This is a genomic window from Streptomyces sp. NPDC096176 (assembly GCF_044763255.1).
Lineage (GTDB): Bacteria > Actinomycetota > Actinomycetes > Streptomycetales > Streptomycetaceae > Streptomyces.
Genome location: NZ_JBIWFV010000004.1, coordinates 419409 through 445655, shown reverse-complemented (window position 1 = coordinate 445655; position 26247 = coordinate 419409). Strand labels below are relative to the sequence as shown.

Sequence of the window (26247 nt, the reverse complement as noted above, 5' to 3'; positions counted from 1 at the left end):
GAACGCGCTCCACGGACTCGGGCCCCCGCAGTGCGCTGAACGGCGACTACAGAGGCCCGAATGTTCGAATGTCCAGAAGTATTACACATCTTCCTGACGGTCCAGCACGGACGCCAGAGCCTGCTCGAAGCCAGAGGCCTCCGACGCGCCACGGGTCGGGTCCTGCTGGCGGACGTCGATGACGTGGCCGGTCAGCTCGGACAGCAACACGTCGAGGGAGGTACGTGCCACGGCCTCCGACGACAGCAGCGAACCGGCGGGCTCGGCGCCGAACGCCTTGGTGCGCATCGGGGTCGCGGTGCGCTCCGGGTTCACGCAGTTCACGCGGATGCCGTCGCCGGCCCACTCGTCCGACAGGGCCTGAGTGAGGTTCACCATGGCGGCCTTGGTGGAGGAGTAGAGGCTGTATTCGGCGCGACCGCGGGTGTAACTGCTGGATGTGTAGAGCAGCAGCTGGCCCTTGGTCTCCGCGAGGTACTTGTGCGAGGCCCGGGCGATCTGGACCGGTGCCAGGTAATTGACGTTCAGCGCTTCCTGGATGGTCGCGTTGTCCGTCTCCGCCAGCTTGCCGATGCGCAGCACACCCGCGGTGTTGATCACGTAGTCGATACGGCCGCTCTCCGCGTACGCCTTGGAGAGGGCGTCGTCGACGTGCTCCGGGTTCTCGACGTGGGTGCCGGTGGTGGAGCGGCCCAGCGCGTACACCTTGGCGCCGTAGGACTCGGCGAGCGAGGCGATGTCCGCGCCGATGCCGTACGAGCCGCCGAAGACGACGAGGGTCTTGCCGGCGAGCAGCTCGCGGTAGGCGGCCTCGTCGGCCTGGCGCGGGGCCGCCGTGGAGGCGAGCTGGAAGAGCTTGTCGGCGATGAAGACGTCGACCGGCTGGGTGACCTTCATGTTGTACTCGTCACCCGCGACGACGTAGATCGGCACGTCCGGCAGGTACTTGAGCACGACCGAGCAGTCGTCGGTGGCCTGGAAGTTCGGGTCGCCGGCGGCGACCTCGTAGGCCCGGCGGATGGTGGAGAGCTTGAAGGCCTGCGGCGTCTGGCCGCGGCGCAGCCGGGAGCGGTCCGGGACGTCGGTGATGAACTCGCCGTCCTCGCCGTGGGTGCGGGTCACGATGATCGTGTCCGCGGACGGGATGGCGACGTCGACGGCCTGGTAGCGGTCCAGCGCGTCCACGCAGTCCTTGATGACCCGCTCGGAGAGCAGCGGACGCACGGCGTCGTGGAACAGGACGTTGCGGTCCTCGCCCTCGGCCAGCCCCTCGCCCAGCGCGGCGATGGCGCGCTCGGTGGTCTCGTTGCGTGTCGAACCGCCCTCGATGACCCTGGTGACCTTGGTCAGCCCCGCCTTCGCGACGATCTTCTCGACGTCGGGGACGTAGCCGGGCGCCATCAGCACGATGACGTCGTCGATGGAGTCCGCCTGCTCGAAGATCGACAGAGTGTGCTCGATGACCGCCTTGCCTGCGATCTTCAGCAGCTGCTTGGGGATCGACAGGCCCACGCGCTGACCGGTTCCACCGGCGAGCACGACAGCTGTGGTTCGGGGTTTGGCTATGTGCTGCACAGACACAGACGACCTACCTTGCGAGGGCTGGGGGACGGAACTGATGGTTGCACTCTCCGTTACCGTCCCGCAAGGCGGGTGACGCCCGCCCCACGGCATGGAGAAACCTCCTGTTCACCGTGCGATCAGGGGGGTTCGACGGTACCGGACGGGCCATGGCGAGTGACAGACACCACACATCCGAGTGGCGTGAACCACCCATGAGCGGGACATGGCGCTGCTACAGGTCCACCACATTGAGTGCGACGTCGTTGGAGAGCGTGTAGTAGACGCGCACGCGTACCTTTCTGCGCGGTCTGCCCAGCACCCGCTTGGCGACGGCACGGGCCACACTGTCCTGGCGCTTTTTCGCCATCACCGTATGGGGATAGACATAGATCTGCTGCTTCGTCACGACGTCGTCCAGCAGGCGACCGATCCTGACGGGCGGGGCGTCGGGCGAATGGCGGACGAATGCGTCCCAGACGTCGTGCGAGGTGATCTGCGACGCGGCGGGCACCCTCGAGGAGAAGGTGAAGCGGAACCCGTCCTCGCCGACCCGCACGCCCGGAAAGACGATCTCGTCGGAGGGCCTGCCGCGGCGGCGCAGCACCAGAGTCGGCTCACAGGTGAACGCCGCCGGGCCGAGCAGCCTGCCGGACAGGGTCACCTTCGCGCCCTCCACCTGGACGTCCGCCGCCTCTGCGTGGATCGGACGGTGCCAGGCGCGCAGCATCAGCGCGCCGCCCTTGGCCTTGTCCTCGTACGGCACGAGGTTGCGCACGGCCCCGCCGGGGGTGAGCCGCTCCGCGGCGTGCAGCGCGCCGCGCTGGTCGACCACACGAGCCGACACGCGCCCGCGGGAGCCGAACTCCACCGGCTCCATGAAGACGTTCCACACGCCCTCGGAGAACGCCTCGCCTGCCGGGACCGTCGCGGAGCCGCGGGCGTCGAAGTCGTACGTCCGCATCTCGGTGTGCGCGCCGGTACGGGTGCACACCAGCCGGGCGCCCCGCTCGAAGCCCTTGGGCAGCGGGGCGGCCAGGGTGACGTCGAGCGAGCCGTCCGGGGCGACGGTGCAGTCCGCGACCGGGGTGATCCCCGGGATGTCGACCCGCTGGGCCGCTTCCGCGGCCAGCTCGTCGAAGAGCGCCTCGTACTGCTTGGTCACCACGCCCGGGTCGAAGCGGCGCGCGTTGCGCACGGCAGCGGCGGCCATGCTGCGCCGCAGGTCCTCGTCGTCGATGAGGCGCAGCAGCGCGCGGGCCACCGCCCGCACGTCGCCGACCGGCACGAGCAGCCCGTCGACGCCGTCCTGAATGATCTCGCGCGGCCCGTAGTCGCAGTCGGTGCTGACCATCGGGACCCCGCAGCGCATGGCCTCCACGAGGGTCATGCCGAACGACTCGTGCCGCGAAGTCGAGGCGGCGATGGCGCCCTTGGCCCATTCGGGCTCGATCGGCGAGTGCGGGCCCATGAGGTGGACGGCGTTGTACAGGCCGAGCGCGTCGATGCGGGCGCGGAGCCGGTCGCGCTGGTCGCCGGAGCCGTAGATGCGCAGTGACCAGTCGGGGCGAACCGCCGCGACCTCGGCGAAGGCATCCACCAGCACGTCGTACTGCTTCTCCGCGGCCAGCCGCCCCGCCGCGACGACGGTCCTGCCCGTGCCGTCGGACGGAGCCACAGAAGGCTCGGGGACGCTGTTGGGGATGGCGAGCACACGGGTCGTGGGCAGCGGCATCTTCTCCCGCCAGACCTGGGCGTCACCCTCCGAGACGGTCACGAAGGCGTCGAGGACGTCGAGATGCTCGTACATCTCCTCCCGAAGGGCCGCCCGGTGATGGTTGTGCGTCATGTGCTCCTGGCCGACGCGCACGGCGGTGGGCGGGGCGAACCGGGCGACGTACGCGACCAGACCGGGCCGGGTGCCGATGACCACGTCGGCGTCGGAGACTGCGTAGTGGGCGCGGACGCGTTCGTCGGTGAGCTTGCTGTACTCCTTGTACCGGGCCTCCGCCCGCGGGAACGCGACGGCCGGCTCGGCGAAGAGGGGGTCCCGTCTGTCGGCGCTGCCCTGCCTGGTGTCCAGCATCGGTACGACGGTGATGCGCGGGTCCAGCGCGAACGCGGAGTCGTCCCGGTGCCGGAAGACGGAGACGATCTCGACCTCGTGGCGGTTCGCCAGCTCCTCGGCCAGATTCAGCGTCGTTCGGATCGTGCCGCCGATTCCGTAAATGGTGTGGATGAGGAAGGAGATCTTCATCGGCGCTCCGTTCACAGGTCTCGACGGCTCGGGTCCTGACGAGGCAGCCCGGCCCCACGATTCACGGTATGCCGGATATCACCCACTCGACCAAGGTTGCATCGATTCCGGGTGAACGCCCGCCTTCAACCATGTCTGACGGAAGAGCCGGGCGCCGGGTTGCGCGCTCCGGGCAACAAGAAGACCCCGCCTGTGGGGCGGGCACCCTCTCGGGTCTCGCCCCACAGGCGGGGTCACGCTCCTCCGGACCGGTCCCGGCCAGGCGCCGCGCCGGACGGGTCGCCGGGCTTCGGGCGGCTGCGCCGGACTCCGCCCGACGACCCGGGACCGGCCGAGCCACCGCGCCGGAGAGCGCCGGGCTAGAACGGGTCGAAACCCTCGAACTCCTTCTCCGCCTCGTCACGCTCCGCATCACGGTCCCGCCGCCGCTGCGCAGCAGGACGCGGCGCGTCGAAGCGGTGGTCCTCGCCGCGGCGGCCGAGCATCTCCGCGCCTGCCATCACCGTCGGCTCCCAGTCGAAGACGACCGCGTCGTCCTCGGGGCCGATTGCGACGCCGTCGCCCACGCGTGCGCCGGCCTTCATCAGCTGGTCCTCGACGCCGAGGCGGGCGAGGCGGTCTGCGAGGTAGCCGACGGCCTCGTCGTTGTTGAAGTCGGTCTGGCGCACCCAGCGCTCCGGCTTCTCGCCGCGCACGCGGAAGAGGCCGTCCTCCTCCGGGGTGACCGTGAAGCCCGCGTCGTCGACCGCCTTGGGGCGGATGACGATGCGGGTCGCCTCCTCCACCGGCTTGGCGGCACGCGCCTCGGCGACGATCTCGGCCAGGGCGAAGGACAGCTCCTTCAGGCCCTTGTGCGCCACCGCGGAAACCTCGAACACGCGGTAGCCGCGCGCCTCCAGGTCCGGGCGGATCATGTCGGCGAGGTCCTGGCCGTCGGGGATGTCGACCTTGTTGAGGACGACGAGCCGCGGCCGGTCCTCCAGGCCGCCGTACTGCCGCAGCTCCTCCTCGATGACGTCGAGGTCGGAGACGGGGTCACGGTCGGACTCCAGCGTCGCGGTGTCGAGGACGTGCACCAGGACCGAGCAGCGCTCGACGTGCCGCAGGAACTCGAGGCCCAGGCCACGGCCCTGGCTGGCGCCGGGGATGAGGCCGGGGACGTCCGCGATGGTGTACACCGTGGAGCCCGCGGTGACGACACCCAGGTTCGGCACCAGCGTGGTGAACGGGTAGTCCGCGATCTTCGGCTTGGCGGCGCTGAGCACGGAGATCAGCGACGACTTGCCGGCGCTCGGGTAACCCACGAGTGCGACGTCGGCGACGGTCTTGAGCTCGAGCACCACGTCGCCGGACTGACCGGGCACGCCCAGCAGCGCGAAGCCGGGGGCCTTGCGGCGGGCGGAGGCGAGCGCGGCGTTGCCGAGGCCGCCGCGGCCGCCCTCGGCGGCCACGAAGGTGGTGCCCTGGCCCACCAGGTCGGCGAGGACGTTGCCCTGCTTGTCGAGGACGACGGTGCCGTCCGGGACCGGCAGGACCAGGTCCTGTCCGTCCTTGCCGGAGCGGTTGCCGCCTTCACCGGGCTTGCCGTTGGTGGCCTTGCGGTGCGGGCTGTGGTGGTAGTCGAGGAGCGTGGTGACGGACTGGTCGACGACCAGGATCACGTCACCGCCACGGCCGCCGTTGCCGCCGTCGGGTCCGCCGAGCGGCTTGAACTTCTCCCGGTGAACGGAGGCGCAGCCGTGGCCTCCGTTACCCGCGGCGACGTGCAGCTCGACGCGGTCCACGAAGGTGGTCATGGATGTGCCTCCAGTAAACGGTGTGACGTACGTACGTAAATGTCTGTCTCTCAACACACGAAAGGCGGACCCGCTTCCCGTACGGGAAGTGAGGTCCGCCCCTCGTGAAGATTTCCGGTCAGGCGACCGGAACGATGTTCACGACCTTGCGACCACGGTGCGTACCGAACTCCACCGCACCCGGCTGCAGCGCGAACAGGGTGTCGTCGCCACCGCGGCCGACACCGGCGCCGGGGTGGAAGTGGGTGCCGCGCTGGCGGACCAGGATCTCACCGGCGAGCACGACCTGACCGCCGAAGCGCTTCACGCCGAGCCGCTGAGCGTTGGAGTCGCGACCGTTCCGGGTGGACGATGCGCCCTTCTTGTGTGCCATCTCTCCTCAGTCCCTTACTTCGCAGCCGCGGGGATGCCGGTGACCTTGATCGCCGTGTACTGCTGACGGTGACCCTGGCGGCGGCGGTAGCCGGTCTTGTTCTTGTAGCGAAGGATGTCGATCTTCGCGCCCTTGTGGTGGTCCACGACCTCGGCCGTGACCTTGATACCGGCCAGCACCCACGGGTCGCTGGTCACGGCGTCGCCGTCGACAACGAGCAGGGTCGAGAGCTCGACCGTGTCGCCAACCTGGGCAGTGGAAATCTTGTCAACCTCAACGATGTCGCCGACAGCAACCTTGTGCTGGCGACCACCGCTGCGCACGATGGCGTACACGCGGATCTCTCTCTCGCTCGGAACGAAACCTCTGATGCCAGCCGCTCACGCGGGCCGGGGCCCGGATGATCCGAATGGACAAGCGGCCTCTCCCGGAGGACCGGGAGGGAGTTGCTCAGGGGTGGGCGCATACGGAAACACGCCGAGGGTCAAGGTTACGGACCGGGCTCCGGCGGGTCAAACCGAGCCTGCTCCCCCGCACCTCAAACCTTCCCCGGACGTCCCGTCACAGAACCGTGATGGCCACACGGTCTCCACAGCATCAAGCGGTTTGTAGGATTGGTGCGGACTTTCTCAACACCTCAATAGTGGCCGTCGAGTCGACAGGGGGGGCTGCGGTGCAGCGACCAGCGCTCGGGCTGCACGCGAAACGGAATCGACCTTGACCACGCCTGACATCTCCGTGATCATCGGCGCCTACAACGCCATGCCGTATCTGACGAAGACGCTCACGTCCGTGGTGGAGCAGTCCATCGGACGGGACCGTATCGAGATCATCACCGTCAACGACGGCTCGACCGACGGTACCGGCGAGGAGCTGGAACGGTTTGCCGCGCAGTACCCCGGCCTCTTCCAGGTGTTCCACCAGGAGAACTCCGGCGGCCCCTCCGCCCCCCGCAACAAGGGGCTGGACCACGCGCGCGGCAAGTTCGTCTTCTTCCTCGACGCCGACGACTACCTCGGCGAAGAGGCGCTCGAGCGCATGTTCACCATGGCCGAGAGGAACAAGACCGACGTCGTGCTCGGCAAGATGGTCGGCGTCAACGGCCGCGGCGCCCCCAGCTCGATGTTTCTGCGCAACCAGCCCCGCACCGATGTCTTCAAGTCCCGGGTGTACTGGACGCTGAACCCGCTGAAGCTGATCCGGCGCGAGCTGATCGAGAAGCACAAGCTGCGCTTCCCGCTCGGCTACAAGACCGCGGAGGACCAGCTCTTCACCGGCATGCTCTACCTGAAGGCGGACGGCATCTCGGTCGTCGCCGACTACGACTGCCTGTACATCGTCAAGCGCGACGACGGCGGCAACACCACCACCTCCACCCGCGGCGCAGAGGTCCGCATCCGCGTGCTGGAGCTGATGGTCGACCTGGTCGAGAAGCACGTTCCGGCCGGTCCCGACCGCGACGGACTGATGAACCGTCACCTGACCGTCGACATGTTCCACGCGCTGATCCACCTGGCCAGGGAGAGCGACCCCGAGCTCCAGCGCAAGAACTACGACGAGCTGCGCGCCCTGCTGAAGCGCTCCTACCCGGACTCGCTCAAGGCGAGGGTCAACGCCATCACGCGGCTGCGTTGCGAACTGATCCTGCGCGACATGCTCGAGGAGACCATCGAGCTGGAGAACGTCGACCGTCGGCACAGGTCGGCCGGCACCCAGCCCGACGTGCTCGTCGAGGGCGACCGCGCCTACACCCGGCTGCCGTTCTTCCGCGACCCCGAGCGCGGTGTCCCGGACGAGATCTACGACGTCACGAAGGCCGTCCAGGACCGTCACCGGCTGGACTCCGTCACGATCGACGGCAGCCGGCTGGCCATGACCGGACACGCCTACCTGCGGGGCCTCCCGCAGGAGGACGCCACCACCGAGCTGGTGCTGCGCGAACGCGACACCAAGGTCGAGCACCGCTTCCCGACGACCGCCGTGGCCACCCCCGACCTCGGTGCCAAGGAAGACCGGGGGAAGTACAGCTACCCCATGGCCGGCTTCTCCACCGAGATCGACCTGACGAAGGCCGTGGACGGCGGCCGGCTCCCCAAGGGGCTGTGGGACGTGTTCGTCGCCGTACGGATCCAGGACTACGTCAAGGAGATTCGTTTCGGCCACAAGCGTCTCCCCGGCTTCGGTGAGAAGACCGAGACGTACGTGGTCGCCGACGGCGAGGAGAACTTCGCCGCCGCCCTCTACTACACGCAGCCCTACAACAACCTCACCCTCGACGTCGGCGAGAACAAGCACAAGGTGGCCGACAAGCTGCACGTCGAACGCACGCGCTGGTCCACCGAGATCCCCTCGCAGCTCGAGGTCGAGGGCAGCTGGAAGCTGGCGGCCCTGCCCGTTTCCGCCCTCGCCGTACGGCTCGACGGCGGACGCGGCCGGACCCTCACCGTCCCGGTCACGCCGAGCGGTGCGAACAGCTTCAAGGCAAACGTCTCGGTCGACGGCCTCGCCCCCGGTTCCTGGTCGGTGTCGCTGTGGCTGCCCTCGCAGCGCGGTTCCGCCTGGTCCAAGCCGGTCACGTCGCAGTCCGACCTCAAGAACACCCGCTGGTTCCGTGGCGGCCTTCTTCGGTACGCGGCGCCGGCCAGTCGCAGCCGGCTCGTGCTGCGCGTGGGCCGGGTCGCGATCGTGAAAGCGGTCCTCAGGCGGCTGCGGCGGCTCGCCGCAAAGACCTGAGCACCGGTCCACGGCGGACCACAGGGCCCGTTTCACCGGTCGGCCGGTGAAACGGGCCCTTCGCATGCCTCTGGCGTCTGCCCTGCCCGCGTACCGCCCGTGGGACCGCGCCTGCGCACAAGCACGGCCCGCCCCCGGAGAACCAGGGGCGGGCCGCAACCGTCGGTGCCCTCACGGCACCCGAGACCTACGCCTCAGGGGCGCTCGCGGAGACTCCCGGAGCAGAGGCCTGCTCGGCAGCCGCGGTCTTCTTGGAGACCTTCTTCGCGGTCGTCTTCTTCGCCGTCGTCTTCTTGGCCGTCGTCTTCTTGGCGGCGGCCTTCTTCGCCGTGGCCTTCTTGGCGGTCTTGCGGGCCGCCTTCTTGGCTGCCGGAGCCTCGCCCTCGACCTCTTCGGGCTTGGGCTCCTTCGCCTCGGGCTCAGCGGCCTGGGGCTCGGCCTTGGGCTCGGTGGCGAGCACGACGATCGCCGCGTCCTCCGCGCCCGACGGCGAACCAGCCGGGGCGGTGACCTTGCGGGTCACCCGGCGGCGCGCTCGCGGCGGAGCCGCGACCGGCGCCTCCTCCACGACCGGCGCCTCTGCGACGGGCGCGGAAACCGCCTCGGGCTGCGGCTCGGCCGGCGCCTCGACCGTCGTTTCCAGAACGGTCGGCTCCGACGTGACCGGCGGACCCGCCGGAGCGGACACCTTCCGAGTGGCCCGGCGCCGGACACGACCCGTGGGGGCCGCCTCCTCCGCCGGTGCGGCAGGCTCGGCCACGGGAGCCGGGGCCTCGACCTGCGGCTCCGCGGTGACCTCGACGGGCTTCGGCGCACCGGCCGGGGCCGACACCTTGCGGGTCGCCCGCCGCCGGCCGCGCCCGCGCGTGGCTGCCGCCTCGGCCTCGGCCGCGCTGCTGTACAGCTCCTCGTCCGGTACGAAGGCGGGCTCGGCGAGCGCCGCGGGGGCGGCCACCTCAGCGGCGACCTCCTCCTCGGTCTCGATCTCGGCCTCGGTCTCGATGCCGGTGGTCTCCGGCTGAGCCTCGCCCTGCTCCTGCGCGCCGCCACGGCCGCGCTTCTTCGAGCGCTTGCCGCCACCGCCGCCGAGGGACGTCGGCTGCTCCATGTGCACGATCACGCCGCGGCCGTTGCAGTGGACGCAGGTCTCGGAGAAGGACTCCAGCAGGCCCTGGCCGACCCGCTTACGGGTCATCTGGACCAGGCCCAGCGAGGTCACTTCGGCGACCTGGTGCTTGGTGCGGTCACGGCCCAGGCACTCCAGCAACCGGCGCATGACCAGGTCGCGGTTGGACTCCAGCACCATGTCGATGAAGTCGACGACGACGATGCCGCCGAGGTCCCGCAGCCGCAGCTGGCGCACGATCTCCTCGGCCGCCTCCAGGTTGTTCCTGGTGACGGTCTCCTCGAGATTGCCGCCCTGGCCGGTGAACTTACCGGTGTTGACGTCGACCACGATCATGGCCTCGGTCTTGTCGATCACCAGCGAGCCGCCGCTCGGCAGCCAGACCTTGCGGTCAAGCGCCTTCATCAGTTGCTCGTCGATCCGGTGGACCGCGAAGACGTCGGTCTCGCTGGTCCAGCGCTGCAGCCGGTCGACGAGATCGGGCGCCACGTGCGAGACGTAGCCGTAAATGGTCTCCCACGCCTCGTCGCCGCTGACGACGACCTTGGAGAAGTCCTCGTTGAAGATGTCGCGGACGACACGGACGGTCATGTCCGGCTCGCCGTAGAGCAGCGTCGGCGCGTTGCCGCTCTTCGCCTTCTTCTGGATGTCCTCCCACTGCGCCTGCAGACGCTCGACGTCGCGGCGCAGCTCGTCCTCGCTGGCGCCCTCGGCGGCGGTGCGCACGATGACGCCCGCGTCCTCGGGGACGATCTTCTTGAGGATGGTCTTCAGCCGGGCGCGTTCGGTGTCGGGCAGCTTGCGGCTGATGCCGGTCATCGAGCCCTCGGGCACGTAGACCAGGTAACGGCCGGGCAGCGACACCTGGCTGGTGAGCCGAGCGCCCTTGTGACCGATCGGGTCCTTGGTCACCTGGACCAGGACCGACTGGCCGGACTTGAGGGCGGCCTCGATACGGCGCGGGCCGTTGGCCATGCCCAGCGCCTCGAAGTTCACCTCACCGGCGTACAGGACCGCGTTGCGGCCCTTGCCGATGTCGACGAACGCGGCCTCCATGGACGGCAGAACGTTCTGCACCTTGCCCAGGTAGACGTTTCCGACGTAGCTGGTGGCCTGCTCCTTGTTGACGTAGTGCTCGACGAGCACGTTGTCCTCGAGCACGCCGATCTGGGTGCGCTCGCCGCTCTGACGGACGACCATGACGCGCTCGACGGCCTCGCGGCGCGCCAGGAACTCCGCCTCGGTGATGATCGGCACGCGGCGGCGGCCCTGCTCGCGGCCCTCACGGCGGCGCTGCTTCTTCGCCTCCAGACGGGTCGAGCCCTTGATGGACTGGACCTCGTCGCTCGGCTCTTCCTTCTTGCGCGGCTCGCGGACCTTGACGACCGTGCGCTCCGGGTCGTCGGTGCCCTGCTCGCCTTCCGTACCGGCGTCACCGCTGCGACGGCGACGACGACGGCGGCGACGGCTGCTGCTGGTACCGGCGGCCGACGGCGTCTCCGACTCGTCCTCTTCCTCGGCCTCCTCGTCGGCCTCCTCGGCAGCGGTGTCCGCTTCTTCGGACGGCTCCTCCGCGGACTCGTCCGCGTCGGCGGCCTCGCCACGGCGACGACGACGGCCTCCGCGCCGGCGGCGGCGCGACGGACGGTCCTCGTACTCGTCGTGGTCCTCGTCCTCCGCGCCCTCCGCCTGCTCGGGCTCCGTCTCGTCCTCGGCCGGAGCGGCCTCGGCGGCGGGCGCCTCGACCGGCTCGGCGGGCTCGCCCCGACGGCGGCGGCGCCGACGTCCGGCGGGCTCGGGGGCGGTGGCCTGCGCGACGGGAGCCTCGACGGCCTCCTCGTCCTCCTCCGGCTCGGGGGCGGTGGCCGCGGCAGCCGCGGCAGCCGTCTCCGGAGTCTGGAACATCGGCTCGGTGAAGACCGGCGCCCGGAAGGTGGGCACCGCGGGCCGCCCGGCACGACGGCCACGGGCGGGCGCTTCCTCTACCTCCTCGGCCTGCTCCGCCTTGGCGGCCGGCTGCGCGGTGAACTCGGGCGAGACCGCGCGGCGGCGCGTACGCCCGCGGGTCGCCGCCTTCCCCGCGGCGGCCACCTCGGCCTCGTCGGCGGCGATCTGGGCGACGGCGCTCTCGGGCAGGCTCTCGCCGGCCTCCGCGGTCTCCTCCTCGGCCGCCTTCGGCGCACCGGCGGGAGCAGTCGCCTTACGGGTCGCCCGGCGGCGGCTGCGCGGTGCCGGCTCCTCGGTCTCGGCGGCCGGGACCTCTTCGGTGGTCCCGGCGGCCTCGGCCTCGGCCTTGGGCGTGCCGGCGGGTGCTGATGCGCGGCGGCGGGTACGGCGCGGCGCGGGCTCCTCGTTCACAGCGGCCACGGCGGTCTCCTCTTCGTCGGACTCTGCGACGTGGGCCGCGGTCTGCACGGCCTCGTGCGCAGTGGTGTCTTCCGACACCTGGACGGCCTTCGGCGCACCGGCCGGCGCGGACGCGCGGCGACGCGCCCGGCGCGGGGCTGCGGTTTCCGTCGCCGCGGGGGCCTCGGTCCTCTCCGGTTCGGCGGCCACCGCGGGCTGCGTCTCGACGGCCTCGTCGGCGGTCGGTGCGGCCGTCTGCGGAGCGCCGGCGGGAGCGGTGGCCTTGCGGGTGGCTCGGCGGCGGGTCCGCGGAGCGGGCGCCTCGGCCGCGGCGACGGCCTCGGTGACCTCGGCCGGAGCGGCGGTCTCCTCGGCGGGCTCGACGACCTCCGGCGCACCCGCGGGAGCGGATGCGCGACGGCGGGTACGGCGCGGGGCCGGTGCTGCCTCTTCGGCCACCGGCTCTGCGACGACCGGCTCTGCAACGTCTGCGGCACCGGAGTCCGATGCGACCGTCACAGCCTCAGCGGCCTGCGGGCTCCCGGCGGGAGCGGTGGCCTTGCGGGTGGCCCGGCGGCGGGCGCGCGGAGCGGGCGCCTCGGCCGCGGCGGCCTCGGCCGGAGGGGCAGCCTCGGCCGGAGCGGCAGCCTCTTCGGCGGCCTGCGGCGCGCCCGCCGGGGCCGTCGCCTTGCGTGTGGCACGACGGCGCGCTCGCGGCGCGGCGGTCACGGCCTGGGCGACCTGCGCCTCCTCAGCGGCCGCGGCGTCGGCCGCGGGCTGCGCGTCGGACGCCTCGGCCGATCCGGCCACCACGGCGCCAACATCGGCGACTGCCGGGATGGCGGCCTCCGCGGCCTGCGCCTGCGTGGCCTCTCCGGTCCTGGCGGCCTCTGCCGTCTTCGGCGCGCCCGCGGGGCGCGACGCGGCGCGGCGCCTACGGCGCGGCGGCAGCGTGTCGCTGGGCGAGTCGTTGTGTTGTTCGTTGTCGTTGTTTCCGGCGGTGCCGGATTCGTTCGGCTCGAGCATGCGGGCGGTTCTCCCGTCGCGCTCCCGGGCGCCGCGCCTGTTTCCGGTCCGGCCGCGGCCCGCGTGATGTGCGCGGTGCCGCCGTCCGGGGCGCGGGCGCCGCACGGGAGCTGATGTCTGGCTCGCCGGTTCCGTACGCGATGTACGTACGGCCTGGCGAAAGTCTCCTGTGTCATTGCGCTGCCCGACCCAGGTGGCTCCCGAGTGCCAGGGCTGCGCTCGACGACCGTCCTTACGCGGCGGGACCTTCCGGCGCCGTCGCAGGGGCGGTCCCGGCGGCCGTGGATGGTGCGGCCAGGACTGCCTCGCGGTCGGGCGCGAGCGGGTCGGTCACCGTGCCGGACTCCTCGTCGAAGAGCCCCTGCGCCAGCCTGGTCACCGCTGCGGGGACCGGCGGCGCCAGGTCGGCCACAGCTCGGAGACCGGACAGGACGTCGTCGGGTCGCACGGCAGGTGTTACGTGCCGAACAACCAGGCGCAGTATCGCACAGGGGCTGTCCCCGGGCCTATCGGACGCCGCCGGAGCCGCTTCGAGGGCGGCGACGGCGCCTCGGGCGTCGAAGGTCCGCATGCCGTTCTTCGTCTTCCGCTGGACCTCCACGGTCTCTGCGGCGAGGAAGGCGGCAACGGCGCTCTTGAGCTCCTCGATCCCGACACCGTCCAGGCGCAGCTCCCACACGGAGGCGGTGAGCCGGTCGGCGAGGCCCGAGGTACGTGCCTCGACCGCGTCGGTGATGTCGAGCCCGCCCGGCAGCGACTCGTCGAGCAGCTCACGCAGCTTGTCCGGGTCGCGGTGCTCGGTGAGGGCGATCTCCAGATACTCAGCCTCGCTGCCCGTACCGGTGGGTGCGGCATTGGCATACGACACCTTGGGATGCGGGGTGAAACCCGCCGAGTACGCCATGGGCACCTCGGCACGCCTCAGAGCCCGCTCGAAGGCGCGCTGGAAGTCACGGTGGCTGGTGAACCGGAGGCGGCCGCGCTTGGTGTAGCGCAGTCGGATGCGCTGCACCGCAGGTGCGGGCGGCGGGCCTTCGGGCTGTCGCTTGCCCAGTGGTTCTTCTCCTCGGTGCGGGACGGGCGCGGGTGGCGCGCCGTCCTCAAGTGCGGGGTGCTCCCCGGGGGCCGACCGGTTCACCCCCGCTTGTGCAGGGAGATCTCGGGTTCGGCCGCCACGCCGGGAACGGTCTGTGTTTGTTGTCCGCCACCCAGGTTACGCGCCTGGCCCCCGAAGCCCGCCACGGACCGGGGCTCGCGGGGCGTGCCGCCCAGCGCACGCCATACGTCGCGCCGCGCCTGGCGCACGGTTTCGCCGGCCCGGTGCAGCGCCGCGCGCGTCGCCCGGCCGGTCTCGACGGCGGCCTTCCTGGCGGGCCGCCAGACGGTGTCACGCACGAAGTGGCCGACGGGGGTGAGCACGTCGAGGTAGAACCAGCGGGCGGGCCGGCCGACCAGGTTCCGGGCGAGCCACTTCAGGCCCCGGCCGACGGCGCGGGAGATGTAGCCCGCGACGCGCCAGGCGATGCCGACGGCCGCGGTGATCTCCCGGCCGCAGGGGGCGAGGACGTACCGGTACAGCCAGGCCGCGGGGGTGACGAGCAGGGTCGTGACCAGCCACACGGTTGCTGCCCACAGCCCGCGCAGGACGGTGGTGATGCCGTACCCGATGCCGCGTGCCAGCCAGGCGATGCCGTGGCCGAGCGGGGTCAGCAGCTGCCGGTACACCCACACCGCCGGGACGACCAGCCCGTACTTCACCACCGGCACCACCACGTAGAGCCACAGTGCCACCCAGGGCCACACGAACAGCGCCTTGCCCAGCCAGCTCAGCACGACCGCGATGCCGTGGCCGAGCGGGGCGAGCAGCGCGCGGTAGGTCCATCGCGCCGGTGCGACGAGCAGGTGCTCGACGAGCCAGGCGATGCCGTGGCCGAGTGGAGTCAGCAGCTGCCGGTACACCCACACCACCGGGACGACCAGCCCGTACTTCACCACCGGCACCACCACGTACCGCCAGAGACCGACCCATGGCCAGACGAACAGCAGCTTGCCGATGAGGCCGGCCAGCCAGGCGACGCCGAGCGCGATCGGGGCGACCACCCTCTCGAAGAACCAGCCGATGGCCCGACCGAGCGGGCGCAGCAGGACGTTCTGCACGGCCCGCCCGCAGATCATCAGTACGTCCCAGAGCATCCGCACCGGGAGGACGACGAGGACCACCACGATCCGTACCGGAATCCTGATGACCTCGGCGAGGCAGCCGTCGCCCGGCTCGTAGTCCCGCGGGGCCACGGGCGCGCCGTAGCGCTGGTCGGCGGGTGTCTGCGACGGCTTTTCCAAGTCCATGTCAGCAATGACGCAGCCCGGGCCCGTACGGATCCACCACCTGCGCTTTTCGCCCGAGGTTCTCGCGAACGGAGGAGGGCCCGGCCAGGGGTCTCCCCATGGCCGGGCCCTCCCCCCGAGCGTTGCTGCGCTACTTGACGACCGTCAGAGGCAGCAGCTTCTTGCCCGTCGGGCCGATCTGGATGTGCGTGTCCATCTGAGGACACACACCGCAGTCGAAGCACGGCGTCCAGCGGCAGTCCTCGACCTCGGTCTCGTCGAGCGCGTCCTGCCAGTCCTCCCAGAGCCAGTCCTTGTCGAGACCGGAGTCCAGGTGGTCCCAGGGCAGGACCTCCTCGTAGGCGCGCTCTCGCGTCGTGTACCAGTCGACGTCGACGCCGAAGTCCGGCAGCGTCTTGTCGGCGCAGGCCATCCAGCGGTCGTACGAGAAGTGCTCGCGCCAGCCGTCGAAGCGGCCGCCGTCCTCGTAGACCGCGCGGATGACGGCTCCGACGCGGCGGTCACCGCGCGAGAGCAGGCCCTCGACGATGCCGGGCTTGCCGTCGTGGTACCGGAATCCGATCGAGCGGCCGTACTTCTTGTCGCCACGGATCTTGTCGCGCAGCTTCTCCAGGCGCGCGTCCGTCTCCTCGGCGCTCAGCTGCGGCGCCCACTGGAACGGCGTGTGCGGCTTGGGCACGAACCCGCCGATGGACACCGTGCAGCGGATGTCGTTCTGCCCGGAGACCTTCCGGCCCTCGGCGATGACCTTGACCGCCATGTCGCCGATCTGCAGCACGTCCTCGTCGGTCTCCGTCGGCAGACCGCACATGAAGTACAGCTTCACCTGCCGCCAGCCGTTGCCGTACGCGGTGGAGACCGTACGGATCAGGTCCTCCTCGGAGACCATCTTGTTGATGACCTTACGCATGCGCTCGGAGCCGCCCTCGGGGGCGAAGGTGAGACCGGAGCGGCGGCCGTTGCGGGTCAGCTCGTTGGCCAGGTCGACGTTGAACGCGTCGACACGGGTCGACGGCAGCGACAGGCCGATCTTGTCTTCCTCGTACCGGTCGGCGAGGCCCTTGGCGATGTCGCCGATCTCGCTGTGGTCCGCGGAGGACAGCGACAGCAGGCCTACCTCCTCGAAGCCGGTCGCCTTGAGACCCTTCTCGACCATGTCGCCGATGCCGGTGATGCTCCGCTCCCGCACGGGGCGCGTGATCATGCCGGCCTGGCAGAAACGGCAGCCGCGGGTACAGCCGCGGAAGATCTCGACGGACATCCGCTCGTGGACGGTCTCGGCGAGCGGGACCAGCGGCTGCTTCGGGTACGGCCACTCGTCGAGGTCCATGACCGTGTGCTTGGACACCCGCCACGGCACACCGGACTTGTTGGGCACGACCCGGCCGATGCGGCCGTCGGGCAGGTACTCGACGTCGTAGAAGCCGGGGACGTAGACGTTGCCGGTCTTCGCGAGGCGGAAGAGAACCTCCTCGCGCCCGCCCGGACGGCCCTCGGCCTTCCAGGCGCGGATGATCTCCGTCATGTCGAGGACGGCCTGCTCGCCGTCGCCGATGACGGCGCAGTCGATGAAGTCTGCGATCGGTTCCGGATTGAAGGCGGCGTGGCCGCCGGCCAGGACGATCGGGTGGTCGACCGTGCGGTCCTTCGATTCGAGCGGGATGCCCGCGAGGTCGAGGGCCGTGAGCATGTTGGTGTAGCCGAGTTCGGTGGAGAAGCTGAGCCCGAAGACGTCGAAGGCGCCGACGGGACGGTGGCTGTCCACGGTGAACTGCGGGACCTTGTGCTCGCGCATCAGCTCCTCGAGGTCGGGCCAGACGCTGTACGTACGCTCGGCCAGCACGCCCTCCCGCTCGTTCAGTACCTCGTAGAGGATCATGACGCCCTGATTGGGCAGACCGACCTCGTAGGCGTCCGGGTACATGAGCGCCCAGCGGACATCGCAGGACTCCCAGGATTTGACGGTGGAGTTCAGCTCACCGCCGACGTACTGGATGGGCTTCTGCACATGCGGGAGCAGCGCTTCGAGCTGTGGGAAGACCGACTCGGCAGACATCTACGCGACTTTCATGAGCTGGCAGGGGTGACCCTCAAGCGTACCTTGGTGCTCAGCCTGCCAGGGCCGCCCGCATTTTCGGGCGGGACGCCCGCTGCCAGACCTCCGGAAGCTCGCGCTCGCTGTCCGCGGCGCCCGCCTGCTCCTGCCCGTACAGCAGGCCCCAGGTGAAGGCCGTCTCCCCCGCCGCGTGTGCCTGGATCGCCAGGTCCCGCAGCACTTCGCGTGCGACGACGCTGTCCTGGTGCTCGCCGAGGAGGTTCTGCACTGCCTTCATGCGCTTCGCGAACCGCTTCGCCGCCTTTCCCAGCGCGGGCCTGGCGGCCTCGGCCGCGTAGCGGGCGCGTTTCGCGGCCTTGCGGGCGTCGTGCATGGCCAGGTCCCGCTCCCTGCCGGGGGGCAGGTCGAGAGCGTGCTCGACCCGGGTGGACAGGCGGGCGTAGTCCTTCAGGACGGCCTTCGCCATCACGTCCTCGGGGGGCCGGGAGGCTGCTTTCCGCAGCGGGGGGTCGGCGAGCAGCGTGTCGAGGGCGTCGAGCAGCGCAAGGTAGCGCTCGCTGTCCAGGGCGGCGACGGCTCGCTTCTGCGCTTCCGCGCCGCCTCCGGCCGAGCGGATGCGCAGCCGGGCGTGCACGGGGCCGAGGACGAGAGTGTCGGGTAGTGCGTCCACTCGGGAACGCAGCCGCTCGCTGAGCACTTCGTGGTCGCGGGCGACCCCCAGCTCCGCGGCCAGCCACTTGAGCTCGTCGGCCAGGGGGTCCGTGACCGCACGGTCGACTACTTTCCCGTAGCTGCGGAAGGCGCTGCGCAGGCGGCGGGTCGCCACGCGCATCTGGTGCACCGCGTCGGGCAGGTCCCGGCGCACACCGGGGTCGTTGGCGACGAGGGCGTCCCGCTTGTCGCGGAGGTAGGCGAGCACGTGGTCGCCGGCGGCCTTCGGCGCTCGGGCCGCCGGGCGTTCCTCGGGCACGGAGCCCGTCTCCGCGAGCGCTCGGGCGAGCTTGGACGGCGAGTCGGCCGGCAGGACGCCTGCCTTGCGGAGCTTCTTGTCGACCGCGTCGAGGAAGGCCGGGTCTCCTCCGTCGGCGAGCTCGACCTCGATCTCGTCCCACTGGGCCGTGCGATTGCCGTCGGTGAGGCGCTTCGCGACGACCGCGTCCCTGCTGAGTTCCGCGAGGAGAGCACCGTCGGCGTCGACGAGGTGGAGCACGTCGCGGGAGGACAACAGCCGTACGACGGGCACGACATCGGCGTTGCGGGTGTGCGCACGCACGAGGGCGGCGAGACGGTCGGGCAGCAGGTCGGAGAGGGGCGCTGTGATCTCGTCGCGCACGCCGCGGGCGACCGGCAGTTTGAGGTGCCATCCGGCGTCGGCGCCGCCGGTCCGCCTCCGAAGCGTGATCGCAGCGGCGGCGAGCCTCAGGTCGGCCGTGTCGTAGTACACCGCGTCCAGCTCGGCAACGCCCTTGCCGACGACGTCCGAGACCCCCGAGACCTTTCTCAGATCCGGCAGGGGCGTGCCGGGGGTGGCTTCGTACTTACGCTCGATCTCGCGCTTGGTGTCCGCCATGACCCGAATTTAGTCGCTGAATCGACTCCGCGGCAGCCCACATGGTCGACCGGTACGACCGAATCCCGGTCCCGCCCCGGGCGGGACCGGGCGTCATGCGCTTATCGGGCGTTGGACGCGGATCGACTGGAGCAGTCCGATCGCGATCCAGACCGCGAACATCGAGGTGCCTCCGTACGAGACGAACGGCAGCGGCAGACCAGCCACGGGCATGATGCCGAGGGTCATGCCGATGTTCTCGAAGGACTGGAAGGCGAACCAGGCGATTATCCCGGCGGCGACGATCGTGCCGTACAGCTCGGTCGTTTCGCGGGCGATGCGGCATGCGCGCCAGAGCACGACGCCCAGCAGCGCGAGAATCAGTCCGGCTCCCAGGAAGCCGAGTTCCTCTCCGGCGACGGTGAAAATGAAGTCGGTCTGCTGTTCCGGCACGAACTGGCCCGTGGTCTGGTGGCCGTTGAACAGGCCTTCGCCGTACAGTCCGCCCGAGCCGATCGCGATCCGCGCCTGGTTGGTGTTGTAGCCGACGCCCGCCGGGTCCAACTCGGGGTTGGCGAACGCGGCGAAGCGGTTGAGCTGGTACTCGTCGAGGAGCCCGAGGAACGTGACGAGGACCGCCCCGACCGCTCCCGCTCCCATGATCCCGAAGACCCAGCGGTTGGACGCCCCGGAGGCCAGCAGCACGCCGAGGACGATCACCACCATCACCATGACCGAGCCGAGGTCCGGCATCAACATGACGATGACCATCGGCAGCACGGCCAGGCACAGCGACTTGGCGACGGTGCGGTGGTCGGGATGGACCTGGTCGCCGGCGTCGACCCGGGCGGCGAGCATCATCGCCATCCCCAGAATGATCGTGATCTTCACGAATTCCGAGGGCTGGAGGGAGAAGCCGCCACCCAGCTGGATCCAGGCGTGCGCACCGTTGATGGTGGCGCCCAGCGGGGTGAGCACGAGCACCACGAGCACCACGGAGAGCCCGTACAGGAACGGGACCGCGCCGCGCAGGGTCCGGTGTCCGAGCCAGATCGTCCCGATCATCAGCAACAGGCCGATACCGGTGTTGAGGAGGTGCCGGACGAGGAAGTAGTACGGATCGCCGTGGTTGAGCTCGGTGCGGCCGCGCGTCGCGGACCACACGAGCAGCGCCCCGAGCAGCGACAGCGCGATCGAGGAGAGCAGGATCGGCCAGTCGAGCCTGCGTACGACGGAGTCGCGGGCGGTGAGTCTGCTCCAGAGCCCGCCGCGCTCGGGGCCGTAACCGGAGACGGTGAAGCCGCCTGTGGCCATGGCTCAGTCCCTCCACGCGGGCGGGCCCGCGAGCAATTCTTCGGTGTCCTTCGGCTTCGGAGGCACGTAGGGCTTGACCTCCGGGGCCTCGATCGAGCCGTCGGGGGAGATCTTGGGCAGTGTCTGCTGCGGCTTCGGGAGCAGGGCCCTCTTCAGGTCCTGGTTGCCTTCCTTGTCCAGCCCGTACATCGCGTCGTAGATGTTGCGCACCGCGGGGCCGGAGGCGCCGGAGCCCGTACCACCCTGGGAGATCGTCATGACGATGGTGTAGTCGTCGGTGTAGGTGGCGAACCACGAGGTGGTCTGCTTGCCGTAGACCTGGGCGGTACCGGTCTTGGCCCGCATCGGGATCTTGTCCTGGGGCCAGCCGCCGAACCTCCAGGCGGCGGTGCCGCCGGGCTCGACGACCGAGCGCAGGCCCTTGTCGAGGTCCTTGACGGTTTCGGCGTCGACCGGCAGCTTGCCGTGGGCCTTGGGCTTGATCTCGTCGATCTTCTTGCCGTCGGGGCTGATCACGGCCTTGCCGATGGTCGGGTCGTGGAGGGTCCCGCCGTTGCTGATGGCGGCGTAGGCGGTGGCCAGCTGGATGGGGGTGATGAGAACGTCGCCCTGGCCGATCGCGAAGTTGATGCTGTCGAAGGCCTTCAGCTGATTGCCTTCGAGGCAGCTCTCGTAGGCGATCTGCTCGACATAGGAGCCGCCCTTCTTACCCTGCTTGCACCAGGCGTCCTTGTTGGCCTCCCAGAAGCTCCTCTTCCACTGCCGGTCGGGGATACGCCCGGTGACCTCGTTCGGCAGGTCGACGCCGGTCTCGGCGCCGAATCCGAAGTCGTGGGCGGTCCGGTAGAACCAGTCGTGGGCGTTCTTCTTGGGCTTGAGGCCGCCGTCGCGCTTCCACTCCTCGTGGCCGAGACGGTAGAAGACCGTGTTGCAGGAGAACTTGAGGGCGTCACCGAGGGAGATCGGGCCGTGCCCCTTGGACTCGAAGTTCGCGAAACTCCGGTTGCCCATGCTGTAGGAACTGGTGCAGTTGTACCGGCCGTCGAAGGGGTGGCCGGCGCGCACGGCCGCGCTCGCCGACACGACCTTGAAGACGGAGCCGGCGGGTGACTGGCCCTGGATGGCCCGGTTGAGCAGAGGGTAGTTGGAGCTCTTGCCGGTGAGCTTGGCGTAGTCCTTGGCGGAGATGCCGCCGACCCAGGCGTTGGGGTCGTAGTCGGGCTGGGAGGCCATGGCGACCACACGGCCGGTCTTGGACTCCATGACGACGACGGCGCCCGCGTCGGCCTCGTACCTGCGGCCGGTGACCTTGTCGGTCTCCCGCCGGACCGTCTTCATCGCCTGGTGGAGCTCGCGTTCGGCGACGGCCTGGACACGGGCGTCGATGCTGGTCACGAGGTGGGAGCCGGGGACACCCGGGTCCGCCTCGGCCTGGCCCATGACCCGGCCGAGCTTGTCCACCTCGTACGACGTGACGCCCGCCTTGCCGCGCAGCTGTTCGTCGTAGCTGCGCTCCAGGCCCGAACGGCCGACCTGGTCGGAGCGCAGGAACGGCGAGTCGCTGTCCTTGGCCTTCTGGATCTCCTCGTCGGTGACGGGGGACAGATAGCCGAGCACCTGCGAGCTCCGCGCCTTGAGGGGCGCCGGGTAGCGGCGGACCGCGGCGGGCTCCGCGGTGATGCCGGGGAAGTCCTCCGTCCGTTCGCGGATCTGCAGGGCCTGTTGGGTGGTGGCCTCGTCGGTGACCGGGATCGGCTGGTACGGGGAGCCGTTCCAGCAGGGCTGAGGCGTCTCGGAGTCACAGAGCCGGACCTTGTCCATGACCTCCTGCGGCTTCATGCCGAGAACGCCGGCGAGCCGGGTGAGGACGGCCTTGCCGTCGTCCTTCATCTTCATCAGCGCGGTGCGGGAGGCGGAGACCACGAGGCGGGTCTCGTTGTCGGCCAGTGGCACACCGCGGGCGTCGAGGATCGAGCCGCGGACGGCGGGCTGGACGACCCGCTGCACGTGGTTGCTCTTCGCTTCGTCGGTGTACTCCTCGCCGTTGCGGATCTGGAGATACCAGAGCCGGCCGCCGAGGGTGAGGAGGAGGGAGAAGACGAGTACCTGGATGATGACAAGACGGATCTGGACCCGGGGGGTCCGCCCGGTCTCCGGGATGTTGCTCATACCGCTGGCCCCTCGGTCACAGTCGCTTCACTCCCTTGATGCGCCCGGCGCGGGCGGCCCGTGTCTTCGCCGCCTTGAGGCGCAGTCCCCCGCGGGGGCCGCCGATGCGCAGCCCCGTACCGGAGGCGAGCCAGCCGGCCGCGACATCGGTGCCGTGGGAACTCTGGCTGTCGGCGAGCGGATCGTTGTCGCTGCGTCTGGCGAGCCACATGATCAGCGGCACGGTGAAGGGTGCGAGCAGCAGGTCGTAGACGACGGCGGTGAGCAGCAGGCTCGTCAGACCCACATGGCGGGCGGCGGTGTCACCGACGAGAGCGCCGACCATGGCGTACAGCAGCGTCGAGCCGACAGCGGCGACGACGACGACGGCCATCGGGCCGGTGGCGGACCGCAGCGGCTGGCCGTTCTCGGGGCGGACCAGACCGGCCAGGTAGCCGATGACGCACAGGACGAGCGCGTAGCGTCCGGCCGCGTGGTCGGCGGGCGGGGCGAGGTCGGCGAGCAGGCCGGCTCCGAATCCGATGAAGGCGCCGGCCATGTGTCCGTAGACCATCGCGAGTCCGAGGACGACGAGGAGCATGAGGTCGGGGACGGCGCCCGGCAGTTGGAGGCGGGAGAGGACGGAGACCTGGAGGACGAGGGCGACCACGACGAGCGCCGTCGAGAGCAGCATCCGGTTGAAACGCATGACGGATCAGCTCCTAGTTGTCGTCGTTCTGGCCTGTGGCGTCACCGTCGCCGGCGCCGGGATCCTGCTCGTCCTGCGCCTGACCGTCTTCCTGCGCCTGGCTGTCTTCCTCCGCCTGGCCGTTGTTCTCGCCCTGCGCCTCGTCGCCGTCGGGCGACGCCCCGGGGGTGACCGTCACCGTGACGGTGGGGGTGGGCTTGGGGGCCTCGGGCTTGGGCGGCAGCACGGTGTCGCGGGGATCGTCGCGGGGCGCCTGGACGACGACACCGACGACGTCGAGCTTGCTGAAGGCGACGTAGGGGCGCACATAGACGTTCCGGGTGAGGTCGCCCCGGGCCGGGTCCACCCGCACGATCTCGCCGACCGGGACGCCCGGCACGAACGGCTTGTTGGCCTGCGAGCCGAAGGTCACCAGCCGGTCGCCCTTCTTGACCTTCGACTTGCCGTTGAGGAGCTGGACCAGCAGCGGCCGGTCGCCCTGGCCGGTCGCGAAGCCCAGCTCGTCCGTCTTCTCCATGCGGGTACCGACGGTGAAGTCCGGGTCGCTGGCGAGCAGGACGGTCGACGTGCGGGAGCCGACGGTGGTGACCCGGCCGACGAGCCCTTCGTTGTTGATGACCGTCATGTCGCGCTTGATGCCGTCCTCGGCACCGATGTCGATGGTCACCGTCCAGGAGAAGCCCTGGGCGGCTCCTATGGCGATGACCTCGGCCCCTTTGATGCCGTACTGGCCGGCCGCCGCGGTCCTGATCATGCCGTCGAGCTGGCGCAGTCGGCTGCGGTTGCGGTCGTCGCTGCCGAGGCGCTGCTTCATCTCGGCGTTCTCCAGCTGGAGCTGCTTGATGCGGTCGTGGCGGTCACCGGAGTCCCGGACCGCGCCGATCGCGTTGCCGATCGGGTCGACGGCGGCCGCGACGCCGTTCTCGACGGGCCCGAAGACCGAGGCCGCGGCCTGCCGGGCGCCGTCGACCGGTGACTCCTCACCGCCGCGGATGTCCACCGTGATCAAGGCGAACGCGATGGCGATCAGCAGCACCAGGAGCAGCCGGCTCTCCTTTGTGTCCCTCACGTGCGGCGGCCGTGCCTTCCTCGTAGGAATGGTCGTATCGGTAGAGCAACGGTCCTTCCCCCGTGTCGGGGGCGGGGAGGACCCCATGTGGGGGCGTCAGAGCCCCCGTTCGGCGTATTGTCCGACCGTCTAACGACGCGGCTGGGCGTCCAGAACCTGCTGGAGCGCCTCGAACTCCTCGACGCACTTGCCGGATCCGAGCGCGACCGAGTCCAGCGGGTCCTCCGCGATGTGGATCGGCATGCCCGTCTCGCGGCGCAGCCGCTCGTCGAGGCCGCGCAGCAGCGCCCCACCGCCGGTGAGGACGATTCCGCGGTCCATGACGTCGCCGGAGAGCTCGGGCGGGCACTTGTCGAGCGTCGTCTTCACGGCGTCGACGATCGCGTTGACCGGTTCCTCGATGGCCTTGCGGACCTCCGCGGCCGAGATGACGACGGTCTTGGGCAGACCGGAGACGAGGTCACGGCCGCGGATCTCGGTGTGCTCGTCCTTCTCCATCTCGTACGCGGAGCCGATGGTGATCTTGATGCTTTCGGCGGTCCGCTCCCCGAGGAGGAGCGAGTACTCCTTCTTGATGTGCTGGATGATCGCGTTGTCCAGTTCGTCGCCGGCGACGCGGATGGACTGTGCTGTGACGATTCCGCCGAGCGAGATCACGGCGACTTCAGTGGTGCCGCCGCCGATGTCGACCACCATGTTGCCGGTGGCCTCGTGGACGGGGAGACCGGAGCCGATGGCGGCGGCCATGGGCTCCTCGATGATGTGCACCTGCCGGGCGCCGGCCTGCGTCGACGCCTCGATGACCGCGCGGCGCTCGACTCCCGTGATGCCGGAGGGCACACAGACGACAACGCGGGGCCGGGCGAGGTACCGACGCTTGTGGATCTTCAGGATGAAGTAGCGGAGCATCCGCTCGGTGATCTCGAAGTCGGCGATCACGCCGTCCTTCAGCGGCCGGACGGCAACGATGTTGCCCGGTGTCCTGCCGATCATTTTCTTCGCCTCGGCGCCGACCGCGAGAATGCCGCCCGTGTTGGTGTTGATGGCGACGACGGACGGCTCGTTGAGAACGATCCCCCGGCCTCTGACGTACACCAGCGTGTTGGCGGTCCCGAGGTCGACAGCCATGTCACGGCCGATGAACGACATGTTGTTCCCCATGAGGATGCGTCTGGCCTTCCCAAATCGAGCATTGATGGCTTTTCAGGATGGCGAGGTGGGTGCTGTGGCGTGGTGGCTTACATCGTAGTGCCGCCTGCACGGACACCGCGCGGTGGTCCACCTCTGTTTATGGTGACGATGCGTCGGAGCGATGCGTTCCCGCAATACCCATGCCTATGCCGAAGGGCGACCGAAATTCCATCGGTCGCCCCAGGACAAGAGCGCTGTTCGGCTGACGCGCTGTCAGGAAAGACCCGGGAAAAAAATCTTCAGTTCCCGAATGGCGGACTCCTCGGAGTCCGAGGCGTGGATGAGGTTCTCCCGGACGATCGTGCCGAAGTCGCCCCGAATGGATCCCGGCTCGGCGGCAATCGGGTCGGTCGGACCCGCCAGGCGGCGTACACCCTCGATGACGCGCTCGCCGTCGACGACCATCACGACGACCGGGCCGGAGAGCATGAACTCCACGAGCGGCTCATAGAACGGCCGGCCGACGTGCTCGGCGTAGTGCTGCTCCAGGGTGGCGCGGTCGAGCGTGCGCAGCTCCAGCGCGGCGATCTTCCAGTCGGCCTTGCGCTCGATGCGGCCGATGACCTCGCCCACGAGTCCACGACGGACGGCGTCCGGCTTGAGCAGGACGAGGGTGCGCTGAGTCATGGTGTGCGGCTCCTTGCAGGC

17 protein-coding genes are annotated in these 26247 nt (G+C 70.1%); 1 reads left to right on the top strand and 16 read right to left on the bottom strand.

The genetic code is table 11. The annotated features are described in order from the left end of the window. Positions 1-81: 81 nt before the first annotated feature. The 5 genes from ACIQ7Q_RS13745 to rplU all read right to left on the bottom strand — a co-directional run bounded on the left by ACIQ7Q_RS13745 (position 82) and on the right by rplU (position 6321). The gene (locus tag ACIQ7Q_RS13745) at positions 82-1581 is read right to left on the bottom strand and encodes an SDR family NAD(P)-dependent oxidoreductase (RefSeq protein WP_403859997.1); all 1500 of its coding nucleotides are present in this window, start codon (positions 1579-1581) and stop codon (positions 82-84) included. A gap of 214 nt (positions 1582-1795) precedes the next feature. Further along, positions 1796-3817, bottom strand: coding sequence for a glycosyltransferase family 4 protein (locus ACIQ7Q_RS13740; protein WP_403859994.1), 2022 nt, complete (start codon positions 3815-3817; stop codon positions 1796-1798). Between the two features lie 359 nt (positions 3818-4176). Further along, on the bottom strand, positions 4177-5613 hold the full coding sequence (obgE, locus tag ACIQ7Q_RS13735) for a GTPase ObgE (protein ID WP_403859991.1): 1437 nt from the start codon (positions 5611-5613) through the stop codon (positions 4177-4179). Between the two features lie 118 nt (positions 5614-5731). Then, a complete protein-coding gene (gene rpmA, locus ACIQ7Q_RS13730) occupies positions 5732-5986 on the bottom strand; it encodes a 50S ribosomal protein L27 (protein ID WP_005317677.1) in 255 nt (84 codons plus the stop codon). 14 nt (positions 5987-6000) lie between these two features. After that, positions 6001-6321 (bottom strand): 50S ribosomal protein L21, encoded by a 321-nt coding sequence (gene rplU, locus ACIQ7Q_RS13725; protein ID WP_147986440.1) that lies wholly within the window; start codon positions 6319-6321, stop codon positions 6001-6003. A gap of 382 nt (positions 6322-6703) precedes the next feature. Between rplU and ACIQ7Q_RS13720 the strand changes: the two genes are divergently transcribed. Then, positions 6704-8719 carry a glycosyltransferase gene (locus tag ACIQ7Q_RS13720; RefSeq protein WP_403859987.1) on the top strand — a complete coding sequence of 672 codons (2016 nt, stop codon included), beginning with the start codon at positions 6704-6706 and terminating at the stop codon, positions 8717-8719. Positions 8720-8906: 187 nt separating this feature from the next. Here ACIQ7Q_RS13720 and ACIQ7Q_RS13715 read toward each other — a convergent pair whose 3' ends face one another. From ACIQ7Q_RS13715 to ndk, 11 genes are all read right to left on the bottom strand, one after another. Then, positions 8907-13217 carry an Rne/Rng family ribonuclease gene (locus ACIQ7Q_RS13715; protein ID WP_403859984.1) on the bottom strand — a complete coding sequence of 1437 codons (4311 nt, stop codon included), beginning with the start codon at positions 13215-13217 and terminating at the stop codon, positions 8907-8909. 232 nt (positions 13218-13449) lie between these two features. After that, entirely contained in the window at positions 13450-14229 is a 780-nt protein-coding gene (locus tag ACIQ7Q_RS13710; RefSeq protein ID WP_403859981.1) for a TIGR03936 family radical SAM-associated protein, read from the bottom strand. A gap of 122 nt (positions 14230-14351) precedes the next feature. After that, a complete protein-coding gene (locus ACIQ7Q_RS13705) occupies positions 14352-15563 on the bottom strand; it encodes a hypothetical protein (RefSeq protein WP_403859978.1) in 1212 nt (403 codons plus the stop codon). A gap of 130 nt (positions 15564-15693) precedes the next feature. Next, positions 15694-17619, bottom strand: a complete 1926-nt coding sequence (locus ACIQ7Q_RS13700) for a TIGR03960 family B12-binding radical SAM protein (RefSeq protein ID WP_403859975.1) — start codon at positions 17617-17619, stop codon at positions 15694-15696. A gap of 52 nt (positions 17620-17671) precedes the next feature. After that, positions 17672-19189, bottom strand: coding sequence for a CHAD domain-containing protein (locus ACIQ7Q_RS13695; RefSeq protein ID WP_403859972.1), 1518 nt, complete (start codon positions 19187-19189; stop codon positions 17672-17674). Positions 19190-19282: 93 nt separating this feature from the next. Beyond that, positions 19283-20482, bottom strand: coding sequence for a rod shape-determining protein RodA (rodA, locus tag ACIQ7Q_RS13690; RefSeq protein ID WP_403859970.1), 1200 nt, complete (start codon positions 20480-20482; stop codon positions 19283-19285). 3 nt (positions 20483-20485) lie between these two features. Beyond that, complete coding sequence (mrdA, locus tag ACIQ7Q_RS13685; RefSeq protein ID WP_403859967.1) at positions 20486-22651, bottom strand: penicillin-binding protein 2; 2166 nt, start codon at positions 22649-22651, stop codon at positions 20486-20488. Positions 22652-22667: 16 nt separating this feature from the next. Continuing rightward, the gene (gene mreD, locus ACIQ7Q_RS13680) at positions 22668-23339 is read right to left on the bottom strand and encodes a rod shape-determining protein MreD (protein WP_403859964.1); all 672 of its coding nucleotides are present in this window, start codon (positions 23337-23339) and stop codon (positions 22668-22670) included. A 13-nt stretch (positions 23340-23352) separates the two neighbouring features. Continuing rightward, the gene (gene mreC, locus ACIQ7Q_RS13675) at positions 23353-24408 is read right to left on the bottom strand and encodes a rod shape-determining protein MreC (protein ID WP_403859961.1); all 1056 of its coding nucleotides are present in this window, start codon (positions 24406-24408) and stop codon (positions 23353-23355) included. Positions 24409-24537: 129 nt separating this feature from the next. Next, positions 24538-25557, bottom strand: coding sequence for a rod shape-determining protein (locus ACIQ7Q_RS13670; RefSeq protein WP_403860563.1), 1020 nt, complete (start codon positions 25555-25557; stop codon positions 24538-24540). 255 nt (positions 25558-25812) lie between these two features. Then, entirely contained in the window at positions 25813-26226 is a 414-nt protein-coding gene (gene ndk / locus ACIQ7Q_RS13665; protein WP_403859958.1) for a nucleoside-diphosphate kinase, read from the bottom strand. Positions 26227-26247 lie beyond the last annotated feature (21 nt).

Bases quoted from the DNA above. Each gene is read 5' to 3' on its own strand.
- mrdA (WP_403859967.1), bottom strand. From the start codon at position 22,651: ATGAGCAACATCCCGGAGACCGGGCGGACCCCCCGGGTCCAGATCCGT.
- rodA (WP_403859970.1), bottom strand. From the start codon at position 20,482: ATGGCCACAGGCGGCTTCACCGTCTCCGGTTACGGCCCCGAGCGCGGC.
- ACIQ7Q_RS13700 (WP_403859975.1), bottom strand. From the start codon at position 17,619: ATGTCTGCCGAGTCGGTCTTCCCACAGCTCGAAGCGCTGCTCCCGCAT.
- ACIQ7Q_RS13670 (WP_403860563.1), bottom strand. From the start codon at position 25,557: ATGTCGTTCATCGGCCGTGACATGGCTGTCGACCTCGGGACCGCCAAC.
- ndk (WP_403859958.1), bottom strand. From the start codon at position 26,226: ATGACTCAGCGCACCCTCGTCCTGCTCAAGCCGGACGCCGTCCGTCGT.
- ACIQ7Q_RS13705 (WP_403859978.1), bottom strand. From the start codon at position 15,563: ATGGACTTGGAAAAGCCGTCGCAGACACCCGCCGACCAGCGCTACGGC.
- ACIQ7Q_RS13695 (WP_403859972.1), bottom strand. From the start codon at position 19,189: ATGGCGGACACCAAGCGCGAGATCGAGCGTAAGTACGAAGCCACCCCC.
- ACIQ7Q_RS13715 (WP_403859984.1), bottom strand. From the start codon at position 13,217: ATGCTCGAGCCGAACGAATCCGGCACCGCCGGAAACAACGACAACGAA.
- ACIQ7Q_RS13740 (WP_403859994.1), bottom strand. From the start codon at position 3,817: ATGAAGATCTCCTTCCTCATCCACACCATTTACGGAATCGGCGGCACG.
- obgE (WP_403859991.1), bottom strand. From the start codon at position 5,613: ATGACCACCTTCGTGGACCGCGTCGAGCTGCACGTCGCCGCGGGTAAC.
- mreD (WP_403859964.1), bottom strand. From the start codon at position 23,339: ATGCGTTTCAACCGGATGCTGCTCTCGACGGCGCTCGTCGTGGTCGCC.
- rpmA (WP_005317677.1), bottom strand. From the start codon at position 5,986: ATGGCACACAAGAAGGGCGCATCGTCCACCCGGAACGGTCGCGACTCC.